The organism is Chryseobacterium sp. MIQD13 (assembly GCF_050496705.1).
Classification (GTDB): domain Bacteria; phylum Bacteroidota; class Bacteroidia; order Flavobacteriales; family Weeksellaceae; genus Chryseobacterium.
This window is the reverse complement of record NZ_JBNWAF010000002.1, coordinates 277,367-295,347: the sequence shown is the minus strand read 5'-3', so window position 1 is coordinate 295,347 and position 17,981 is coordinate 277,367. Positions and strand designations below refer to the sequence as shown.

Here is a 17,981-nt window from a genome sequence, read left to right as displayed (position 1 = left end):
AAAACAGTAAATAATATAGATGCCAAAAATAAGATTAAATAAAGCGGTTAAGGAATTCAATATTTCGATGTCCAGATTAGTAGAATTTTTACAATCCAAAGACTTCGTTGTTGAAAGCAATCCTAACGCTCAATTAGAAGAAGCGGCATATTCTGCATTGGAGGCTGAGTTTGCCAAAGACGGCGAACAGCGAAAGGCTTCCCATGAGGTGGTGATCACCAAAGTTCCGGAAGAGAAACTGGAAATTGAGGAAAAGAAAACCCCTGAAGTAATAAGAGCTAAAGCAAATAAACCAGAAACTAAAATTTTAGGTAAAATAGATCTTGAATCTAAAGCTCCTGAAGTTGAAGAAGCTCCTGCAGCACCAGCGCCAACGCCGGCTCCTGTAGCAGCACCGGTTGAAGAAAAGAAAGAAGAAGTTGTGGCCGAACCGGAAGTTAAAGCAGCTCCTGAGAAACAGGAATTTAAAGTTCTGGATAAAATTGATCTGTCCCAAATAGAATCTAGAAATAGACCTGTAAAAAAAGATAAACCCAAAATGGAGGAGAAAAAAGAAGAGGAAAAACCGGCAGAACCTGTGAAAGAAACTCCAAAGAAACCTGAGCCTGTTGAAAATAAACCAGAGGTTCAACAATCAGCTGATCCTGAATCTCAGGAACCTCAGAAAATAGAAACTGTTTATCAGAAGCTTGATGGTCCTAAGATCGTTGGTGAAAAGATTGACTTAACGCAGTTTGCTCCAAAACCAGGTTTAGGTGGCGCTAAAAAGAAAAGAAAGAGAATTGAAAAACCCGGAGGGCCTAATAATCAACAAGGTCAGGGGAATAATCAAAACTCAGGAAATAATAATAACCAGGGAGGACAAGGAAACCGTCCTCATAATAACGGAGGTCCTGGAGGAAACCGCCCACAAGGACAGGGAGGTCCTGGAGGGAACCGTCCACCGGGTCAAGGAGGCCAGGGAGGTAACCGTTTTGGAAACAACCAGGGGAATCGTCCACAAGGCCAAGGAGGCGGATTCAAAAAAGGTCCGGGCGGAAACAACAACAGACCGGGACAAAGAACCATGCCTGTTGAACTTACTGACGAGCAGGTTAAAAACCAGATCAAGGAAACTCTTGAAAAGCTTACCAACAAAGGAGGTAAGTCTAAATCTGCAAAACACAGAAAAGATAAGAGAACTTACCGTAGAGAACAGGATGAACGTCAGCAGGAGATTGATGCTCAGGACAGAACATTAAAAGTAACCGAGTTCATCACTGTAGGTGAATTAGCTAGCTTGATGAATGTTTCTCCTACAGAAGTTATCTCTGCTTGTTTCTCACTTGGAGTAATGGTAACCATGAACCAAAGACTTGAAGCTGATACGTTGCTATTGGTTGCCGATGAATTTGGATTTAAAATTGAATTCTCAGATGCTGATCTTGAAGAAACAGAATCTGAAGATGACATTGATTCTGAAGAGGATCTTTCTCCAAGAGCACCAATCGTTACTGTAATGGGGCACGTAGACCACGGTAAAACATCTTTACTTGACTACATCAGAAAAACCAACGTTATTGCTGGTGAATCAGGAGGTATTACCCAACACATTGGAGCTTACAATGTAAAATTAGAAAACGGACAAAGAATTACATTCTTAGATACACCTGGTCACGAAGCGTTTACCGCGATGAGAGCCAGAGGTGCCCAGATCACTGATATTGCAATTATCGTAATTGCTGCGGATGATGATGTAATGCCTCAGACGAGAGAAGCAATTTCTCACGCGCAGGCTGCAGGAGTACCAATGATCATTGCATTAAACAAAGTAGACAGACCAAATGCAAATCCTGATAATATCCGTCAGCAGCTTTCCGGGATGAATATCCTTGTAGAAGAATGGGGTGGAAATGTTCAGTCACAGGAAATTTCTGCAAAATTTGGTAATAATATGGATATCCTTTTGGAAAAAGTGTTACTTCAGGCAGAAATGCTTGATCTGAAAGCTAATCCGGACAGGGCAGCCCAAGGAGTTGTGATTGAAGCTTCATTAGATAAAGGAAGAGGATATGTTGCAACCATGTTGGTGCAAACAGGTACCTTAAGAGTTGGAGATTATGTAGTTGCAGGTAAAAACCACGGTAAGGTAAAAGCAATGCTTGATGAAAGAGGAAGAAACCTTAAAGAAGCTGGTCCTTCAATTCCTGTTACAATCTTAGGTTTAGATGGAGCTCCGACAGCAGGTGATAAGTTTAAAGTATATGCAGATGAAAGTGAAGCTAAAACAATTGCCAATAAGAGAGAGCAGTTACAGAGAGAACTTTCAATAAGAACCAAGAAACATACTACGCTTGAAGAACTTGGAAGAAGAATAGCTTTAGGAGAATTCAAAGAGTTGAATATTATTCTTAAAGGTGACGTGGATGGTTCCGTTGAAGCATTGTCTGATCAGTTACAGAGATTATCTACAGCAGAGATCAATGTAAATATCCTTCACAAAGGAGTTGGGCAGATCACTGAATCTGATGTTAACTTAGCTACTGCTTCTGATGCAATTATTATTGGATTTAATGTAAGAGCAGGTGCTAATGCTAAAGATCTGGCTGATAAAGAAGAAATCGAAATCAGAACTTATTCAGTAATTTATGCTGCAATTGATGAGGTTAAAGAAGCTATGGAAGGTATGCTTTCGCCTGAGATCAAAGAACAGGTAATCGGTAATGTTGAAATCAGAGAAGTATTCAAAATCTCTAAAGTAGGTACTATTGCAGGTTGTATGGTTCTTTCAGGTAAAGTAACAAGAAGCTCGAAAGTAAGAGTACTGAGAGATGGTATTGTTAAGTTCGATGGAGAATTGGAAAGCTTGAAGCGTTTCAAAGATGATGTAAGAGAAGTAACTAAAGGTTATGAATGTGGATTGAACCTGAAAGGTTATAATGATATCGAAATTGGAGATATTCTTGAAGTTTACGAAGAAGTAGCTGTTAAGAAGAAGCTAAAATAATAGTCTTTAACTATAAATATAAAACCACTTTTTTAGGAAAGTGGTTTTTTTATTTACTTTATTCTTTTGAAATTTATATAATTTGTATTGTTTGGTTTAAATGTTTTTTAAATTAATAATTTAAAAGAAAAGAGGTTGTTATATAACTGTTTTTTTGTAGGAATAATTGTTGGATTTTGAGCAGGATGTTTAAAGATTATAGGTGTGAATTTGATAATCAGAACTAACACCGGGAATCCCATAAATAGTATATAAAACACTAAATGGTGTCCAAATTTTATCATGTAAATATAAGATTGTAAATACAATTGGAGTACATATTAAGTGTATAATGTGTAATTGGAAAACGAAACTGATAATTAATTGGTGGAACTTATAAGTATATGAAAACCATCTTTTTTATAAGTTTTTTAGGGATTATTTTCGCTTTATTTTAATTTATATTTATTCTAAATAATATTTTTAATATTAATAATAATTTGTTAAAAAAAAAGACTTGTGTGAAAAAAAAATATTTATACAAATAAAGCTGAATATTATTGCTTAATATAAACTATTTCACAGAATGGTTAAAAACTCCGTGTGAAAAAAAGCTATAGTTTATGGAGTCAATATATTTGTGAATGTTAATATTTATTAACATATTTGCTGATTAAATATATTAAAATTTGTTAATATGAATGTTAAACTACGTGTATTAAGTGTTGGAGCGTTGTTCTTTATTGGGACTACTGCTTATGCACAAAAAACGAAAAAAGACACAGTTGCTACGGAAATTGAAGAGGTAGTAATGGTTGGATTTGGACAAAAGAAAACAGTACAGGAATTAACTGGAGCTGTAGGTACAATGAAAAGTGATGCAATCAAAGATGTTCCTGTAGCATCTGTAGATAAAATGCTTCAAGGTAGGGTTTCCGGTGTTCAAACCGGTAATGCATCTGGGCAGCCGGGAGGTTTTGCATCGGTACGTGTAAGAGGTATAACTTCAGTAAATGGAGGTGTTAACCCTATTTATGTAGTAGATGGTATCAGAGTACAAAGTGGTGACTTAACAAGTGGAGCTACAACTGCTAACATTTTGGCCAACCTAAACAGTGATGATATTGAAAGCGTAACTGTACTTAAGGATGCAGCTTCAACAGCCGTATATGGGGCAGATGCTGGTGCTGGGGTAATTGTTATTACTACAAAATCAGGAAAGAAAGGTAAACCAAAAATTTCATTAAATTTCGAATCAGGGACAAACTCTCGTGCTATTGAAGGTATGAAAGGTTTAAATACAGAGCAGTATAGATACCTTTTGACACATGTTTTTGGTAATTATTATGGTGATACTCCTGAGCAGGTTTATGCAGATATGGTAGCTGGAGAGTACGGAGCTGCACCTCAGCAGATATTTACCACTACTAATAATACAAACTGGAGAGATGTAACTAGTAGAAGCGGATACCAGAACTCAGTAAATGCATCAATCAGCGGTGGAAATGATAGAATTACTTATTACAATTCTGCTAACTATTTCCTTCAGGAAAGTGAATTGAAAGGATCTGATTTCAAACGTTTGGGCTTTACTACAAAAGTTGATTACAAGGCTACGGATAAATTTAAGTTAGGAACTGATATACAGCTTTCATACAGTAGAATTAACACTCTTCCAAATGGGGGAGGATTTGCAAATCCTATTTTATTTGAGTTATTTGGAAGACCTACAGACCAGGCATATAACGCAGATGGGACTTATTATTTAGGAACTAGTGGAAGATTAAGCAATAACTTATTCAACTCTGGATATGTACAGGAGAATAACTATTTCAGAGCTTCAACTGCAAGGGTTTTTGGTAACTTATATGGAGAATATCAAATCTTAAAGAATTTATCATACAGAGTTGTTTTTGGAGCTGAATATAACAATATTGAAAACGATACATACTATAACCCGATTCATGGTGACGGGTATCAGGTAAATGGTAGAAAAACTGAATCTACTTCAAGATACTTTAACTGGAATTTACAGAATATTGTTAATTATAACTTTAAAATTGGTGATAAAAACAGATTCAATATTTCTGCTATCCAAGAGGCTTATCAGAGAAACTACAGATTTGTTGCAGGACAAGGGGTAAATGTAGGTTCTCCAAACTTGGAATCTTTAAGTAATTTCATAAAGCCTATCTATGCACAAGGAGATAGATCTATGAGTTCAAGAAATGGTTATGCCGGAGTATTAAACTATGATTACGATAAATTTATCTTAATTGATGCCTCAATAAGAAGGGATGCATTGTCAAATTTTGTACCTGGCCAAAAATGGGGAACTTTTTATTCAATTGGGGCTGGAGTTGATTTAGCGAGACTTCAATTCGTAAAAGAATGGGATATGATTTCCCAGTTTAAATTCAGAGGATCTTATGGTAAAGTAGGTAATACTATTACAAGTATTCCATATTCTTTATACCAATATACAGGAAACTATAATGATGCACCTGCTGCTGCACCAAGATATGTTTATAACCCAGACCTAAGATGGGAAACTGTAAAACCTTTGAGTTTTGGTCTTGATATGGGCTTCTTCAAAAACAGACTTACTGTTACAGCAGAATATTATAACAAAAAGACTGAAGATTTAGTATTCAGTGTACCGTTGCAGTTATCTCAAGGATTACCTGCTGAAACTACTCCAACATATCCTTACAAGGATATTAATGTAGGATCACTAGTAAATAAAGGATTTGAATTTACTGTAAATTATGATGTAGTAAAAAAAGAAGATTTCACTCTTAGCATCGGAGGTAACTTAAGTACCCTGAAAAATGAAATTACATCATTATATGGTGGGCAGGACGTAATTACAGGTTCTACTATCCTTAGAGAAGGGGAAGGTATTGGTACTTTCTATATCAGAAAATGGGCGGGTGTAGATCCTACAAACGGAGATCCATTATGGTATAAAAATGGTATGGACGGAGAAACAACCAACAAATATGCTGATGCAGCTCTTGCTGTACAAGGAAGATCTTATTCAAATGTATTTGGTGGTGTAAATCTTAATGTATTTTACAAGAACTTCACTTTATCTGCACTAGGTACATTCGGATTTGGCGGTAAGGTTCTAAATGATTGGGCTTCATATACTCAATCTGATGGTCAGTATACTTATTCTTATCCTGGTTCTACAGATGCTCTTGATTTCTGGACTCCTTCAAATCCAAATGCAGCAAACCCTAAACCGGTATATAATAATGCAACTAACTCAAATAGAACTTCAACAAGATTTTTAGCTAAGACAGATTATTTAAGACTAAGCAATGTCAGAGTTGGATATAAATTTACTGCTAAAATGTTAAAAGGAACAGGACTTCAAGGATTCGAAGTGTATGCTCAAGGAAATAATATCTTGACACATCGTTATGACAAGAACCTTAAGTTTGACCCTGAAAACAACTTGAACGCAACTAACAACCTTAACTTACCAGTTCAAAAGACTTATTCACTAGGGTTTAATATTCAATTTTAATTAGTAAAAAATGAAAAAATATCTTTTAAAATATGGAATGCTGGCAGTTTTATCAACTGCTGCATTGACGTCGTGTAGTGATGATTTCATCGAAACCGAATTCTTTCAACAGGTTCAGCAGGGACCATTAAATACCATTGAAGAATTGGATGCGTTTGTAAAAGGACAGTATCTTTCAATGAGAAATGCATCTTATTATGGATGTGATTTCCTAATGATTGGAGAACTTAGAAGTAACAATATGTATTCTGACTTTGCTAACGGTGCAGGTTATTATCAGACAGTTGCCTCATATTCTATGACTGCAGGAGATCAATATTCTTCTGGTCCATATGCGGAAATGTACAAAGTGATCGCAAAGGCTAATATTGTAATTAACAATGTTCCTTCAGGACAATTAACTTGGAAACAATCTCAGGACCCTGCAGCAATTCAGGCAAAAGCTAATTACCTTAAAGGTCAGGCATATGCTTCAAGAGCTTTAGCTTTATTTGATGCATTGAGAATGTTTGGACAGGAGTATGCAGGAGGTACTACAGGGGTAGTTATTCCTACAGTATACAATCCTGAAGCTAAGCAGGCTCGTTCTACAGTAGCTGAAACAAGAGCTCAGATAGAAGCTGATTTTGATAAGGCACTTTCTCTAATGGGAACTCCAACAGCCAATATACACCTTACAAGAACAGAAATTAACCAATATGGTGTGAAAGCACTTATGTCAAGATATTATCTTTACAAAGGTGATTATGCAAAAGTTAGAACTTTGGTAGCTGATTTGGTTGCATCAGGTAAATATTCTGTGATTGGTGCATCTGATTTCTCCGGAAGTTTTTCAAAACCAGATTCTTCAGTTAACTCAATTTTTGAAATTGCTGTAGGTTCCACTAATGATCTTGGAACAACATCTACTTCTAACAAACTAAACCTTGCTCCAAAAGGATACGGAAATATGAAGGTTGTTCCTGCATTAAGACTGTCTTATATTGCAGATGATGTGAGAGGAGCTGTTATTTCATCAACAAACGTTCTTAACGGTAAATATGTAAATAGTTTTGACAACATTCGTGTTGTGAGATACGAAGAGGTATTGTTAAACGGTGCAGAAGCCGAACTTAACGGAGGATCTGCTGCTACTGCATTAACTTATTACAATTTGATTCAGGCTAAACGTGGAAAAGCTACTGGTGCTTTGGCTCCGGCTGCTGCAGTTACATTAGATATGGTAGCTACAGAAAGACAAAAAGAGCTTGTAGGAGAAGGTTTTGGATATTGGGATTTACTAAGAAGAAATCAGCCAATTATTCAAAGAAGCTCTAGCGGTGTTGCAGGTACTGTTAGAAACGTTGGAAACCAATTATTAACTTTCCCTATCCCTAGAACGGAAATTAATGTTCCTGGAACATTGGTTGTTCCTAACCCAGGTTTTGGTAATTAATAAATAAATTTGAAAAAAAAGCCGCTATATAGCGGCTTTTTTAATCTAAAAGATAAATGTTAATATGAAAAAAATACTTTTTATTACGACAATATTGTTGGGACAAATTCTTTTTTCCCAGAATAGCGATATTCTAAATGTTGTCACAACACCAGATGGGTTTTACAGTAAGCCGGGAAGAGTCCATAAAGAAGATCGTAAAATTGATGGTTCCCCTTATATAAATGGGGATCAGTTTCAGAAAGTAATTATAAAAGATTACAGTAAAAATGTTCAGGATCTTCGCTACAATGCATATCAGGATGAAATGGAATTCAAGATGGGGGAAGAATTATATAATGCAAACAAAACAGAAGGGCTTAGAATTCAATTTCCAACCCTTAAAAAAACATATGAATCTCTTACTTATTCTTATGATGGTAAGACAAAATCAGGATATTTGGTACTACTGGTAGACAATCCTAAATTTTCTTTATACAAAAGAGAAAAAATGGAGCTGATGGGAGGGACAAAGAGTAATAATGGCTTTACAAAAGATGCTAATGATTATTATGAAAACGACAAAGATTTATATCTGATTGCTAAAGATAAAAAATTCTCCAAATTCCCTAAAAACTCATCTGATGCTGCTTCAATTTTTTCAATAGACAAGAAAGAGCTGGATAGTTTTGTGAAATCGAATAAAATCAATTTCAATAAAGAACCGGACATGATAAAACTGGTAGAATTCATAAACAAATAAACACCATATCTAACCCCTGCATTCCGCAGGGGTTTTTGTTTCCTTTTATTTCTTATTTTTGCTGTACAAAAAATGAATAGTGAAACCGTTAGGTGCTATATAATTTTTTTACAATAAAATATACACATGAAGTACATCCTTGTTATAATAATCTTCTTTAGTTTTGCCGTAAAGGCTCAGGTCGTTAATAAAACAGATATTAAAGACCCGAAAAAAGAAGAAGATACTCTTGTCATAGACACGGGAAGAAAAGACTCTCTGAAAATCTTTAAACCGACAATTAATGATTATCTGTATCAGACTCAGTTTTCCGAAAAGAAGGTTTTTGATACCGTAATGACTTTTGATAAAACTCATATCTTTTCGCAGTATAATAATAAGGACAACTTTGGTAAAGCTCAGGTTGCCAATATAGGGGCAGGATTTAATCCTCTGATTTATGAAGTAAATCCCGAACAGAACCTGTCATTACTTCCTTCCAACAAATCGTACATGATCATCGGAGCTGATGAGGTAAAATACTATGATGTAAAAACACCCACAGCCGCTTTCATTTACCATACAGCAATGAAGAACGGAGCTGCATTGAACTCGACTTATACCCAGAATATTGGGAAAAGATTCAATTTTGCCCTTGAATATATGGGACTTCGTTCTCAGGGATTTTATAGAAATTCCCTGGCTTCCAATAACAATACCATATTTTCGGGACATTATGTTTCCAAAAGTGGGAACTATGAATTGTATGCCCATTATCTGCATCAAAATGTAAACAATCAGGAAAGTGGAGGGATTACAGAAGATGATCTTTTTCAGAATGGCGACAGCAATTATAAGAACAGACAGAATGCACAGGTTAACCTTGCATCATCAAGTTCCCAATACTCATACAGAAGATATTATCTGTCCCATCAGTTTACACCATTCAATTCAGAGAAATTTCCTTTCAGTATAAGACATACCTTGTCCCATCAGGGAAACAAATATTTTTACAACCAGGGAGCAGCAGAACCTTATTGGTATGATGACGCTTCGGAACTGACAAACGGTTTTCCACTTACAACAAAAAAATATTCAGACAACTTCAGTAATACATTAAGTCTTGTTTTTAATAATGAGAAATTCAAGCTTGATGGTGGAGTACGCTATCAGATGCTTAAATTTGGTGTAAGAGATATTGCGACGGTTAATGGAATAACACTTCCGGGAGAGCTTAAAGAAAACAGAATTGGAGCAGTAGGAAATCTTCAGATAAAACTTTGGGACAAATTTCAATTGAAATCCTTCTTGGAGTTTTCCAATGGGAGCCAGTTCGGAAGCTACCTTAGAACAGCCAACAATATAAAGTTTGAGCCGGTAAAAGATTATTTTGTAAATGCAAAAGTAAACTTCCAGAGTGCTTATCCTTCATTCAACTATCTTTTAAATACTTCCGTTTACAATAAATACAATTATTACCTGGAAAATGCCAAAAACCAGACCGTAACGGAAATTGGAGGAAGTGTTAATCTGAAATGGTTCAAAACAGAAATTTTTGCCAACTATTTCAGAATAGATAATTATACTTATTTCAATGCTGACGGAGCACCGCAGCAAAGCAGCAGCTCGCTGAACATTTCCCAGATTGGAGGAGATGCCACCTTCAGTTTCGGAAAATTCCATCTTAATACAAGACTTCATTTCCAGAATGCATTAACGAATAAAGAATTGCTCCCAATGCCAGGTTTTATAGGAAGAGCCAATTTCTTCTTCCAGAGCCAGGCATTTAAAAAAGCAGCCGAAATTCAGGCAGGTTTAAAAGTCTATTATTTCTCAAAATTTGCATCGAGAGATTATTTCCCGATTTTAAACGAATATATTCTGCCTAATGCAGATTCATTTTCCATTGGCGGGCAGCCTATCGTAGATCTTTATATCAATATGAAGGTTAAAAAAATGTTCTTCTATGTAGAAGGCCAGCAGATAGGAACCGTTATTTCCAACAATAAAGCATATGCATTTCCACATTATCCGGTTTACGATTTCAGGTTAAACATTGGTATTGTGTGGTATTTGTTCAACTAAAAGCAAAACAAGTTGAAAACAATAAATAAGATATCATTTAACGATATAGAAAGCATTCCTCAATTGGTAAAAGATTTTCTGAATCAGAAGATTGAGGGCTTTGAAAAAAACACCTTTTCTTTAGATCACTTTAAAGATCAGATTCATCTCAAACAGAATTCTTTTACAGAGGATCAGAGGTTGATCTTATCTGATGTAATGGAGAAACAGCTTTCAGATCTTGTACTTTCTTCAAAACAGAAAGAAAACTTAGAAAATCTGAAGTTACCCGATACATTTACAATTACTACCGGACATCAGCTGAATTTATTTTCCGGTCCCGTTTTCTTCGTCTATAAAATTCTGCAGACCATTAAAACATGTACTTATCTGAAAGAAAATTTTCCGGACTTTAATTTTGTTCCTGTATATTGGATGGCATCGGAAGATCATGATTTTGCTGAGATCAATCATTTTAAAACAGAGCATAATTATTATGAGATCAATGAGAAATCCGGCGGACCTGTAGGAAGGATAACCATCAGTGATACATTTTTTATTTCCGAATTTGAAAAAGAATTTAAAGATTCCGTATTCGGGACAGAATTGATTCTGATGATGAAAGAAGCATATAAAGTTGGAAATACACTTACGGAGGCCATTAAAATATTGGTCAACAGGCTTTTTTCAGAATTTGGATTACTTATTATAGATGGCGATTCCAGAGAGCTTAAAAACCAGGTTAAAGATATTTTTAAAGACGAACTGATGAGTTTCAGTCTGCAGAAAAATTCAGAAGAGAAAGTGGATTTTCTGACTGAAAAATATGGGAAAGTACAGGTCAATCCACGTGATATTAATCTTTTCTATCTTTCTGAAACCAGAGACAGAATCGATTTTGATGGTGAAAAATATATAGCAGTAGACACAAACAGAAGATTTACAAGGGAAGAAATACTTCAGGAATTAGAAAGCCATCCCGAAAGATTCAGTCCAAATGCTTTAATGCGTCCGGTTTATCAGGAAAAAGTACTTCCTAACCTGGCCTATATTGGAGGAAATGCTGAAATCATGTACTGGCTGGAACTTAAAGACTATTTCAAAACGGTCAATATTCCTTTCCCTGTTTTGATTCCAAGAAACTCAATGCTTTTCATTAAAGAAAAAACAGTTGGGAAAATAGAAAAGCTGGATCTTAACATTCAGGACTTCTTTGGAAATTTTACAGCAATTACCAATCAGAAAATTTTAAAAGACAGCAGTATATTATCATTGCTTGAAGAAAAAGAAATCCTTTTGGAGAAAAATTTTTCTGAACTTAAAGACATTGCTGAAACTACAGAACATTCTTTTGGAAATATGGTAAAAGCAGAAGAAGTAAGGCAGTTGAAATCATTCAAAAGAATGAAAAAACGCCTGCTTCATGCAGAAAAAATAAAACAAAGTGAGCTGCTTGAAAGACTCGAAAATCTGTTTTTAGACGTTCATCCTTCAAAAACCTGGCAGGAAAGAGTTTATAACTTTAGTACATTCTTTTCGGATTATGGATATTCATGGCTTGAAAATTGTTTGGAAGAGATGGTGGTTCAAGAATCCAAATTAATAATTGTTGCCATTTAATTTTAAAGAAGTATTTTTGTAAATTATAATTACCGAGTATGATAAAAAGGTTTTTTATTTTGTCCAGTTTATGTATGGTTTTGGGGGTATCTGCCCAGAACTCTCACACCGTTGTAAAAGGAGATAATCCTTATAATATTGCAAAAAAATATGGGATGACGGTAGATGAACTGTTAAAGCTGAACCCAAAATACAAAGACGGTAAGCTGGCAATAGGAGATATTGTTACAGTAAAAACTGAAAAACATACTACTCCGGTTTCCAAACCTGCCGTTGTAGAAAAAGCCAAAACCAACCATTCAGTGGCACAGGTTGGGAAGATCATTCTACAGCCTAAACAGACTATTTACGGAATTACAAAACAATACCGTATCTCTGAAACAGATTTGAGAAAGCTGAACCCTGAACTTGATGCTCATATGAAAATAGGAGATGAGATCATTTTACCTCTTGAAAGCATCAAAAAATATGGCGGAGAACAGCAGGCAGTTCCCGAAACTGTGGTTACTAAACCTGTAGAAACCCATACAGAGACACCTATAGCTACAACACCTGTAGAAGGAGAAGCTTATGTGATTCAGTCAAAAGATAATTATTACAGAATTACAAAACAGTTTGGAATTACCCAACAGGAACTTTTTGCCTTAAATCCTGGATTGGAAGAAAAAGGACTTAAGCCGGGTGAAACCATCAAAGTAAAAAAATCAAATACGGATGCAGCAGTGGTTTCTGAACCTGTAAATCCAAAAACCAAAATAGAATCAGGAAACGAAAAATCTTCTGCAGGAACTGTAACTACCGTCGTTGATGATTATGTTACCTATACCGTTCAGCAGGGAGATACTGTGTTTTCTATTGTTAATAAATTCGGAGTATCTATCGATGAACTGATTGCTCTGAACCCTGAACTTTCAAAAGGGCTGAAAGCTGGAATGGTCTTAAAGATCAAAAAGCAGGATCCGGCTTATGTGAAGAAAAGCGGCGATGCATTAAGCGTTGTTTTAATGCTTCCTTTCGGATACAGTACCAATGAAACCCAGTACAGATCAATGGCACTGGATTTCCTTACCGGAGCTAAACTTGCTATTGAAAGAAATGCCAGAGGAGGACAGAAGCTTGATATTAAAATTGTGGATTCCGGGAACGAAGCCTCATTTAAAAACTCAATGGCCCAGATCAATCCGGAAAATACAGACCTGATTATTGGCCCATTCTTTAAATCTAATGTAATTGATGTTCTTGATTTTACCAAAAATCAGAAAATCCCGGTTGTTGCGCCTTTTGCCAACTCGCCGGAACTATACAATTATAACAACCTGATTATTGTTGAAACCAATGATCAGACTTATGCAGATAAAATAGTTGAAGAAGTAAAAGCTGTTTATTCAGATCAGAAAATTTATGTAGTGGCAGACAGCAAAAAAGAAATTGCAAACTACATTAAAGGTGGTCTTGAAAAAGCAGTTAAAAATCCAAATATTATCGTCGTTAATTCTCCTTCAGAGATTCAGCTGGATCAGAATATGATGACAGGACAATCCGCTCCGGTTATTGCCATCCTTGCCAGTGATAATGATGCTGCAGGAGAAGCTTTTGCCAACAAAACAATTGCTCTTTCCAAAGAAGTACAGGGAGTGAAAGCCTTCAGTATGTATTATTCTCCTGTTTTTGAGAAGAAAGTAGATGATCTGAGCCAGGCAAGCCTTGTATATCTGATGGACAGAAAGATCAATACAGACGGAAGCTTTGAAAAAGAAATTCTGGCAGCTTACAAAAGTAAATACTGTAAAACACCTCCAAAATATGCAATCGTAGGTTTTGATGTGGTGAATGATATGCTGACCAGAGAAAATAAAAAAGGAGAGATCTTTAAACAGATGAATAAAGTTCAGACCCAGCTTGCTACTAAGTTTGAATTTGTGAAATCTAAAGCAAATGGAGCTTACGTAAATACCGGATACCGTGTAATTAGACTAGTTCCTTAACCTATTTGTGCTTTTTTAAAGGAATATTTTTAACATTATCTTTATATTTGCATAATATTTAAATCAATACATGAAAGCACTTGTATTTCCTGGGCAGGGTTCTCAGTTCGTAGGAATGGGAAAAGAATTATACGATTCCAGAAAAGACATTAAGGACTTAATGGAATATGCCAACGAAATTTTAGGTTTCGATATTCTTTCCCTGATGTTTAATGGTACGGATGAAGATCTGAAGAAAACAGAAGTTACCCAGCCTTCAATATTTATACATTCAGTAGCTGCTTTAAAAGCAGTAAACGGTCTTGGAGCCGAAATGGTTGCAGGACATTCATTAGGCGAATTTTCAGCTTTAGTGGCTAATGGAGTTCTGTCCTTTGACGATGGTTTGAAATTAGTATCCGAGAGAGCAAAAGCTATGCAGGAAGCCTGCGATATCAATCCAAGCTCTATGGCTGCAATTTTAGGTCTTGATGACACTAAAGTTGAAGAGATATGTTCACAAATCAGCGGTATTGTAGTACCTGCTAATTATAACTGTCCTGGCCAATTGGTAATTTCAGGAGAAACAGCAGCTGTAGAAGAAGCTTGCATAAAACTTAAAGAAGCGGGTGCAAAAAGAGCATTATTACTTCCGGTAAACGGAGCATTTCACTCCCCGTTAATGCAGCCGGCACAGGAAAGACTGGCAGCGGCAATTGAAAATACAAAATTCAGAAAAGCAACTATTCCGGTATACCAGAATATTACAACTACAGCAGTAATTAATCCTGAGGAGATCAAACAAAATCTGATCGCTCAGCTTACAGGTCCTGTAAAATGGACGCAGTCTGTTCAGAATATGATCAAGGACGGAGCATCTAATTTTGTAGAAGTAGGTCCCGGAAAAACCCTTCAGGGACTGATCAAGAAAATTGATCCTTCTGTAGATGTTGCTTCTGCAATCTAAATAAAAAATATGAGCGGAATATTTTCACCGGGAAAGCTTATGCTTACTTCAGAATATTTCGCAATAGACGGAGCTCTTGTCCTGGCGGTACCTACCAAGCTTGGACAAGAGTTTTTTTTTGATGAAAAAGACGACCGGAGATCTCTGATATTTTGGGAAGCGCATCATCAAAACAAATTATGGCTGAAGGCTGTCATTGATTATAAAAACTGGCAGATCCTCGAAACCAATCTTCCTTCAAGCGCTGAATTTATTCTTAAAACCTTAAAAAATGTTCAGCAACTTTCTAAAATCAAATTCAAGAACAGTTTTACTTATCATCTGAAGACCAATCTTCAGTTTCCCGCAGACTATGGACTTGGAAGCAGTTCTACACTCATGAATAATTTGGCGGAGTGGGCTGGTATTGATCCTTTTCATCTCAACAGCATTAGTCTGGGTGGAAGCGGTTATGATATTGCGGTTGCAAAAGAGAAATCAGCTATTCTTTTCCAGAGCAAACCTGAAATAAGTTATGAGAAGGTTGATTTCAGTCCGATGTTTAAAAATGAACTGATTTTTATTCATTTAAATCAGAAGCAGGACAGCAGGGAAGGAATCAATTTTTACAAGTCAAAATCAAAGTCCCAAATACTCGTTGATGAATTTTCGGATATCACAAAGAAAGTTTTGTTATGCGGTGAATTGGAAAATTTTTCTCAATTGATGATGATTCATGAGCAAAAAATATCAAAATTCCTTGAAATTCCTACAGTTAAAGAAAAAAATTTCACAGACTGCCCTGTTTTTGTTAAAAGTTTGGGAGCCTGGGGCGGAGATTTTGTGATGAGTGCCAAATTTCATGGCTATAAGGACTATTTTTGGGGAAAAGGTTTTAATACTGTTTTTGAATGGTCTGATATAATTAATTTATAATCAGTAATTTACAGCCAGGTTTTTTTATTTGCCATTCTGACTTATATCATTATATTTAAACCACCTTTAACAAATAATTAATATTAATTTTGTTGAACCCAATAAAGAAATAGAAAATATAAGTAAAATGAAACACGCTAAAATCATCCAGGATTTAGAAAAATTAGGGATTAAAGGAAATTATGAACTCGTCTATAACCCGTCTTATGAAGAGTTATATCAGGCTGAGGTAGCTCCTGAAAATCAAGGCTTTGAAGAAGCTGAGCTTACAGAATCTGGTGCAGTATCAGTAAAAACTGGAATTTTCACAGGTCGTTCGCCTAAAGACAGATACATAGTTCAGGATGATGTTACAAGAGACACAATTTTCTGGGACGGGAAAGTAAACCTTCCTACAACAGCGGAAAATTTTGATTCTTGTAAAGGATTAGTGCTGAACCAGCTTTCTGAGGCTAAAAAGATCTATGTAGTTGATGCTTTTTGTGGTACCAATACAGATACAAGACTAAAAGTGAGGTTCATCGTTGAAGTAGCGTGGCAGGCGCATTTCGTTACTAATATGTTCATCCGTCCGTCTCACTACGAATTAGAAAATTTCGGGGAGCCGGATTTCACAGTAATCAATGGTTCCAAAACAACCAACCCGAACTGGGAAGCTCAGGGATTAAATTCTGAGAACTTCATTATGTTCAATCTTACCGAAAAATTACAGATCATCGGAGGTACATGGTACGGTGGTGAAATGAAGAAAGGGATGTTTGCAATGATGAACTACTATCTTCCACTAAAAGGAATGGCTTCTATGCACTGTTCTGCCAATGTAGGTGAAGGTGGTGATGTCGCTCTTTTCTTCGGTCTTTCCGGAACAGGAAAAACAACTTTATCCGCAGATCCTAAGAGATTCCTTATCGGTGACGATGAGCACGGTTGGGATAACAATGGAGTATTCAACTATGAAGGTGGATGCTATGCTAAAGTAATTGACCTTTCAGAAGAAAAAGAGCCGGATATTTTCAGAGCAATCAAAAGAGATGCACTTCTTGAAAATGTAGTGGTAAATAACGGTGTTGCTGACTATAAAGACGGATCTATCACTGAAAATACAAGAGTATCTTATCCTATTTATCATATCAACAAAATTGTTCTTCCTTCTAAAGCCGGACATGCTAAGAAGATTGTTTATCTTTCTGCTGATGCCTTCGGAGTATTGCCTCCGGTTTCTATTTTAGATGAAAACCAGGCACAATATCACTTCCTTTGTGGATATACTTCCAAACTGGCTGGCACTGAAAGAGGAATCACTGAGCCTGAACCATCTTTCTCTCCTGCATTCGGAGAAGCGTTCCTTACCCTTCACCCAACAATGTATTCTAAAACATTGATCGGGAAGATGAAAGAACACGGTGCAAAAGCATATTTGGTAAATACAGGATGGAACGGAACCGGAAAGAGAATTTCTCTGAAAGATACAAGAGCTATCATTGATGCCATCATTGACGGTTCTATTGAAAATGCTCCTAAAACTCAGGTTCCTATCATGAACCTTGAAATTCCTACACAGCTTCCAAATGTTTCTGAAGGTATCCTGGATCCTAGAGAAACATACAGTAATGCTGCAGAATGGGAAGAAAAGGCAAAAGATCTTGCTGCAAGATATATCAAGAACTTTGAACAGTACTGTGATACTGAAGAAGGGAAGAAGCTAATTGCTTCAGGTCCTCAGCTTCAACAGCAGACTATCTAATATAACAAAAGCCTCATCATTGATGAGGCTTTTTTATTTAATAACTTCAAT

At 36.0% G+C, this 17,981-nt stretch carries 10 protein-coding genes; all 10 read left to right on the top strand.

Annotated elements, in window-relative coordinates:
• The first annotated feature begins 19 nt into the window (after positions 1-19).
• On the top strand, positions 20-2,986 hold the full coding sequence (gene infB, locus ACQWU4_RS08425; protein ID WP_429935320.1) for a translation initiation factor IF-2: 2,967 nt from the start codon (positions 20-22) through the stop codon (positions 2,984-2,986).
• A 676-nt stretch (positions 2,987-3,662) separates the two neighbouring features.
• The gene (locus ACQWU4_RS08420; RefSeq protein ID WP_429935319.1) at positions 3,663-6,500 is read left to right on the top strand and encodes a SusC/RagA family TonB-linked outer membrane protein; all 2,838 of its coding nucleotides are present in this window, start codon (positions 3,663-3,665) and stop codon (positions 6,498-6,500) included.
• A gap of 10 nt (positions 6,501-6,510) precedes the next feature.
• Positions 6,511-7,935: a RagB/SusD family nutrient uptake outer membrane protein gene (locus ACQWU4_RS08415; RefSeq protein WP_429935318.1), complete on the top strand. Its 1,425-nt coding sequence runs from the start codon at positions 6,511-6,513 to the stop codon at positions 7,933-7,935.
• A 64-nt stretch (positions 7,936-7,999) separates the two neighbouring features.
• Positions 8,000-8,677, top strand: a complete 678-nt coding sequence (locus ACQWU4_RS08410; protein ID WP_429935317.1) for a hypothetical protein — start codon at positions 8,000-8,002, stop codon at positions 8,675-8,677.
• A gap of 126 nt (positions 8,678-8,803) precedes the next feature.
• The gene (locus ACQWU4_RS08405; RefSeq protein ID WP_429935316.1) at positions 8,804-10,741 is read left to right on the top strand and encodes a putative porin; all 1,938 of its coding nucleotides are present in this window, start codon (positions 8,804-8,806) and stop codon (positions 10,739-10,741) included.
• A gap of 12 nt (positions 10,742-10,753) precedes the next feature.
• On the top strand, positions 10,754-12,340 hold the full coding sequence (gene bshC / locus ACQWU4_RS08400) for a bacillithiol biosynthesis cysteine-adding enzyme BshC (protein WP_429935315.1): 1,587 nt from the start codon (positions 10,754-10,756) through the stop codon (positions 12,338-12,340).
• Between the two features lie 38 nt (positions 12,341-12,378).
• A complete protein-coding gene (locus ACQWU4_RS08395) occupies positions 12,379-14,325 on the top strand; it encodes a LysM peptidoglycan-binding domain-containing protein (protein WP_429935314.1) in 1,947 nt (648 codons plus the stop codon).
• Between the two features lie 70 nt (positions 14,326-14,395).
• Positions 14,396-15,271 carry an ACP S-malonyltransferase gene (fabD, locus tag ACQWU4_RS08390; RefSeq protein WP_429935313.1) on the top strand — a complete coding sequence of 292 codons (876 nt, stop codon included), beginning with the start codon at positions 14,396-14,398 and terminating at the stop codon, positions 15,269-15,271.
• Positions 15,272-15,280: 9 nt separating this feature from the next.
• Entirely contained in the window at positions 15,281-16,186 is a 906-nt protein-coding gene (locus ACQWU4_RS08385) for a GYDIA family GHMP kinase (RefSeq protein WP_429935312.1), read from the top strand.
• A 127-nt stretch (positions 16,187-16,313) separates the two neighbouring features.
• Positions 16,314-17,930, top strand: coding sequence for a phosphoenolpyruvate carboxykinase (ATP) (gene pckA, locus ACQWU4_RS08380; RefSeq protein ID WP_429935311.1), 1,617 nt, complete (start codon positions 16,314-16,316; stop codon positions 17,928-17,930).
• The last annotated feature ends 51 nt before the right edge of the window (positions 17,931-17,981 follow it).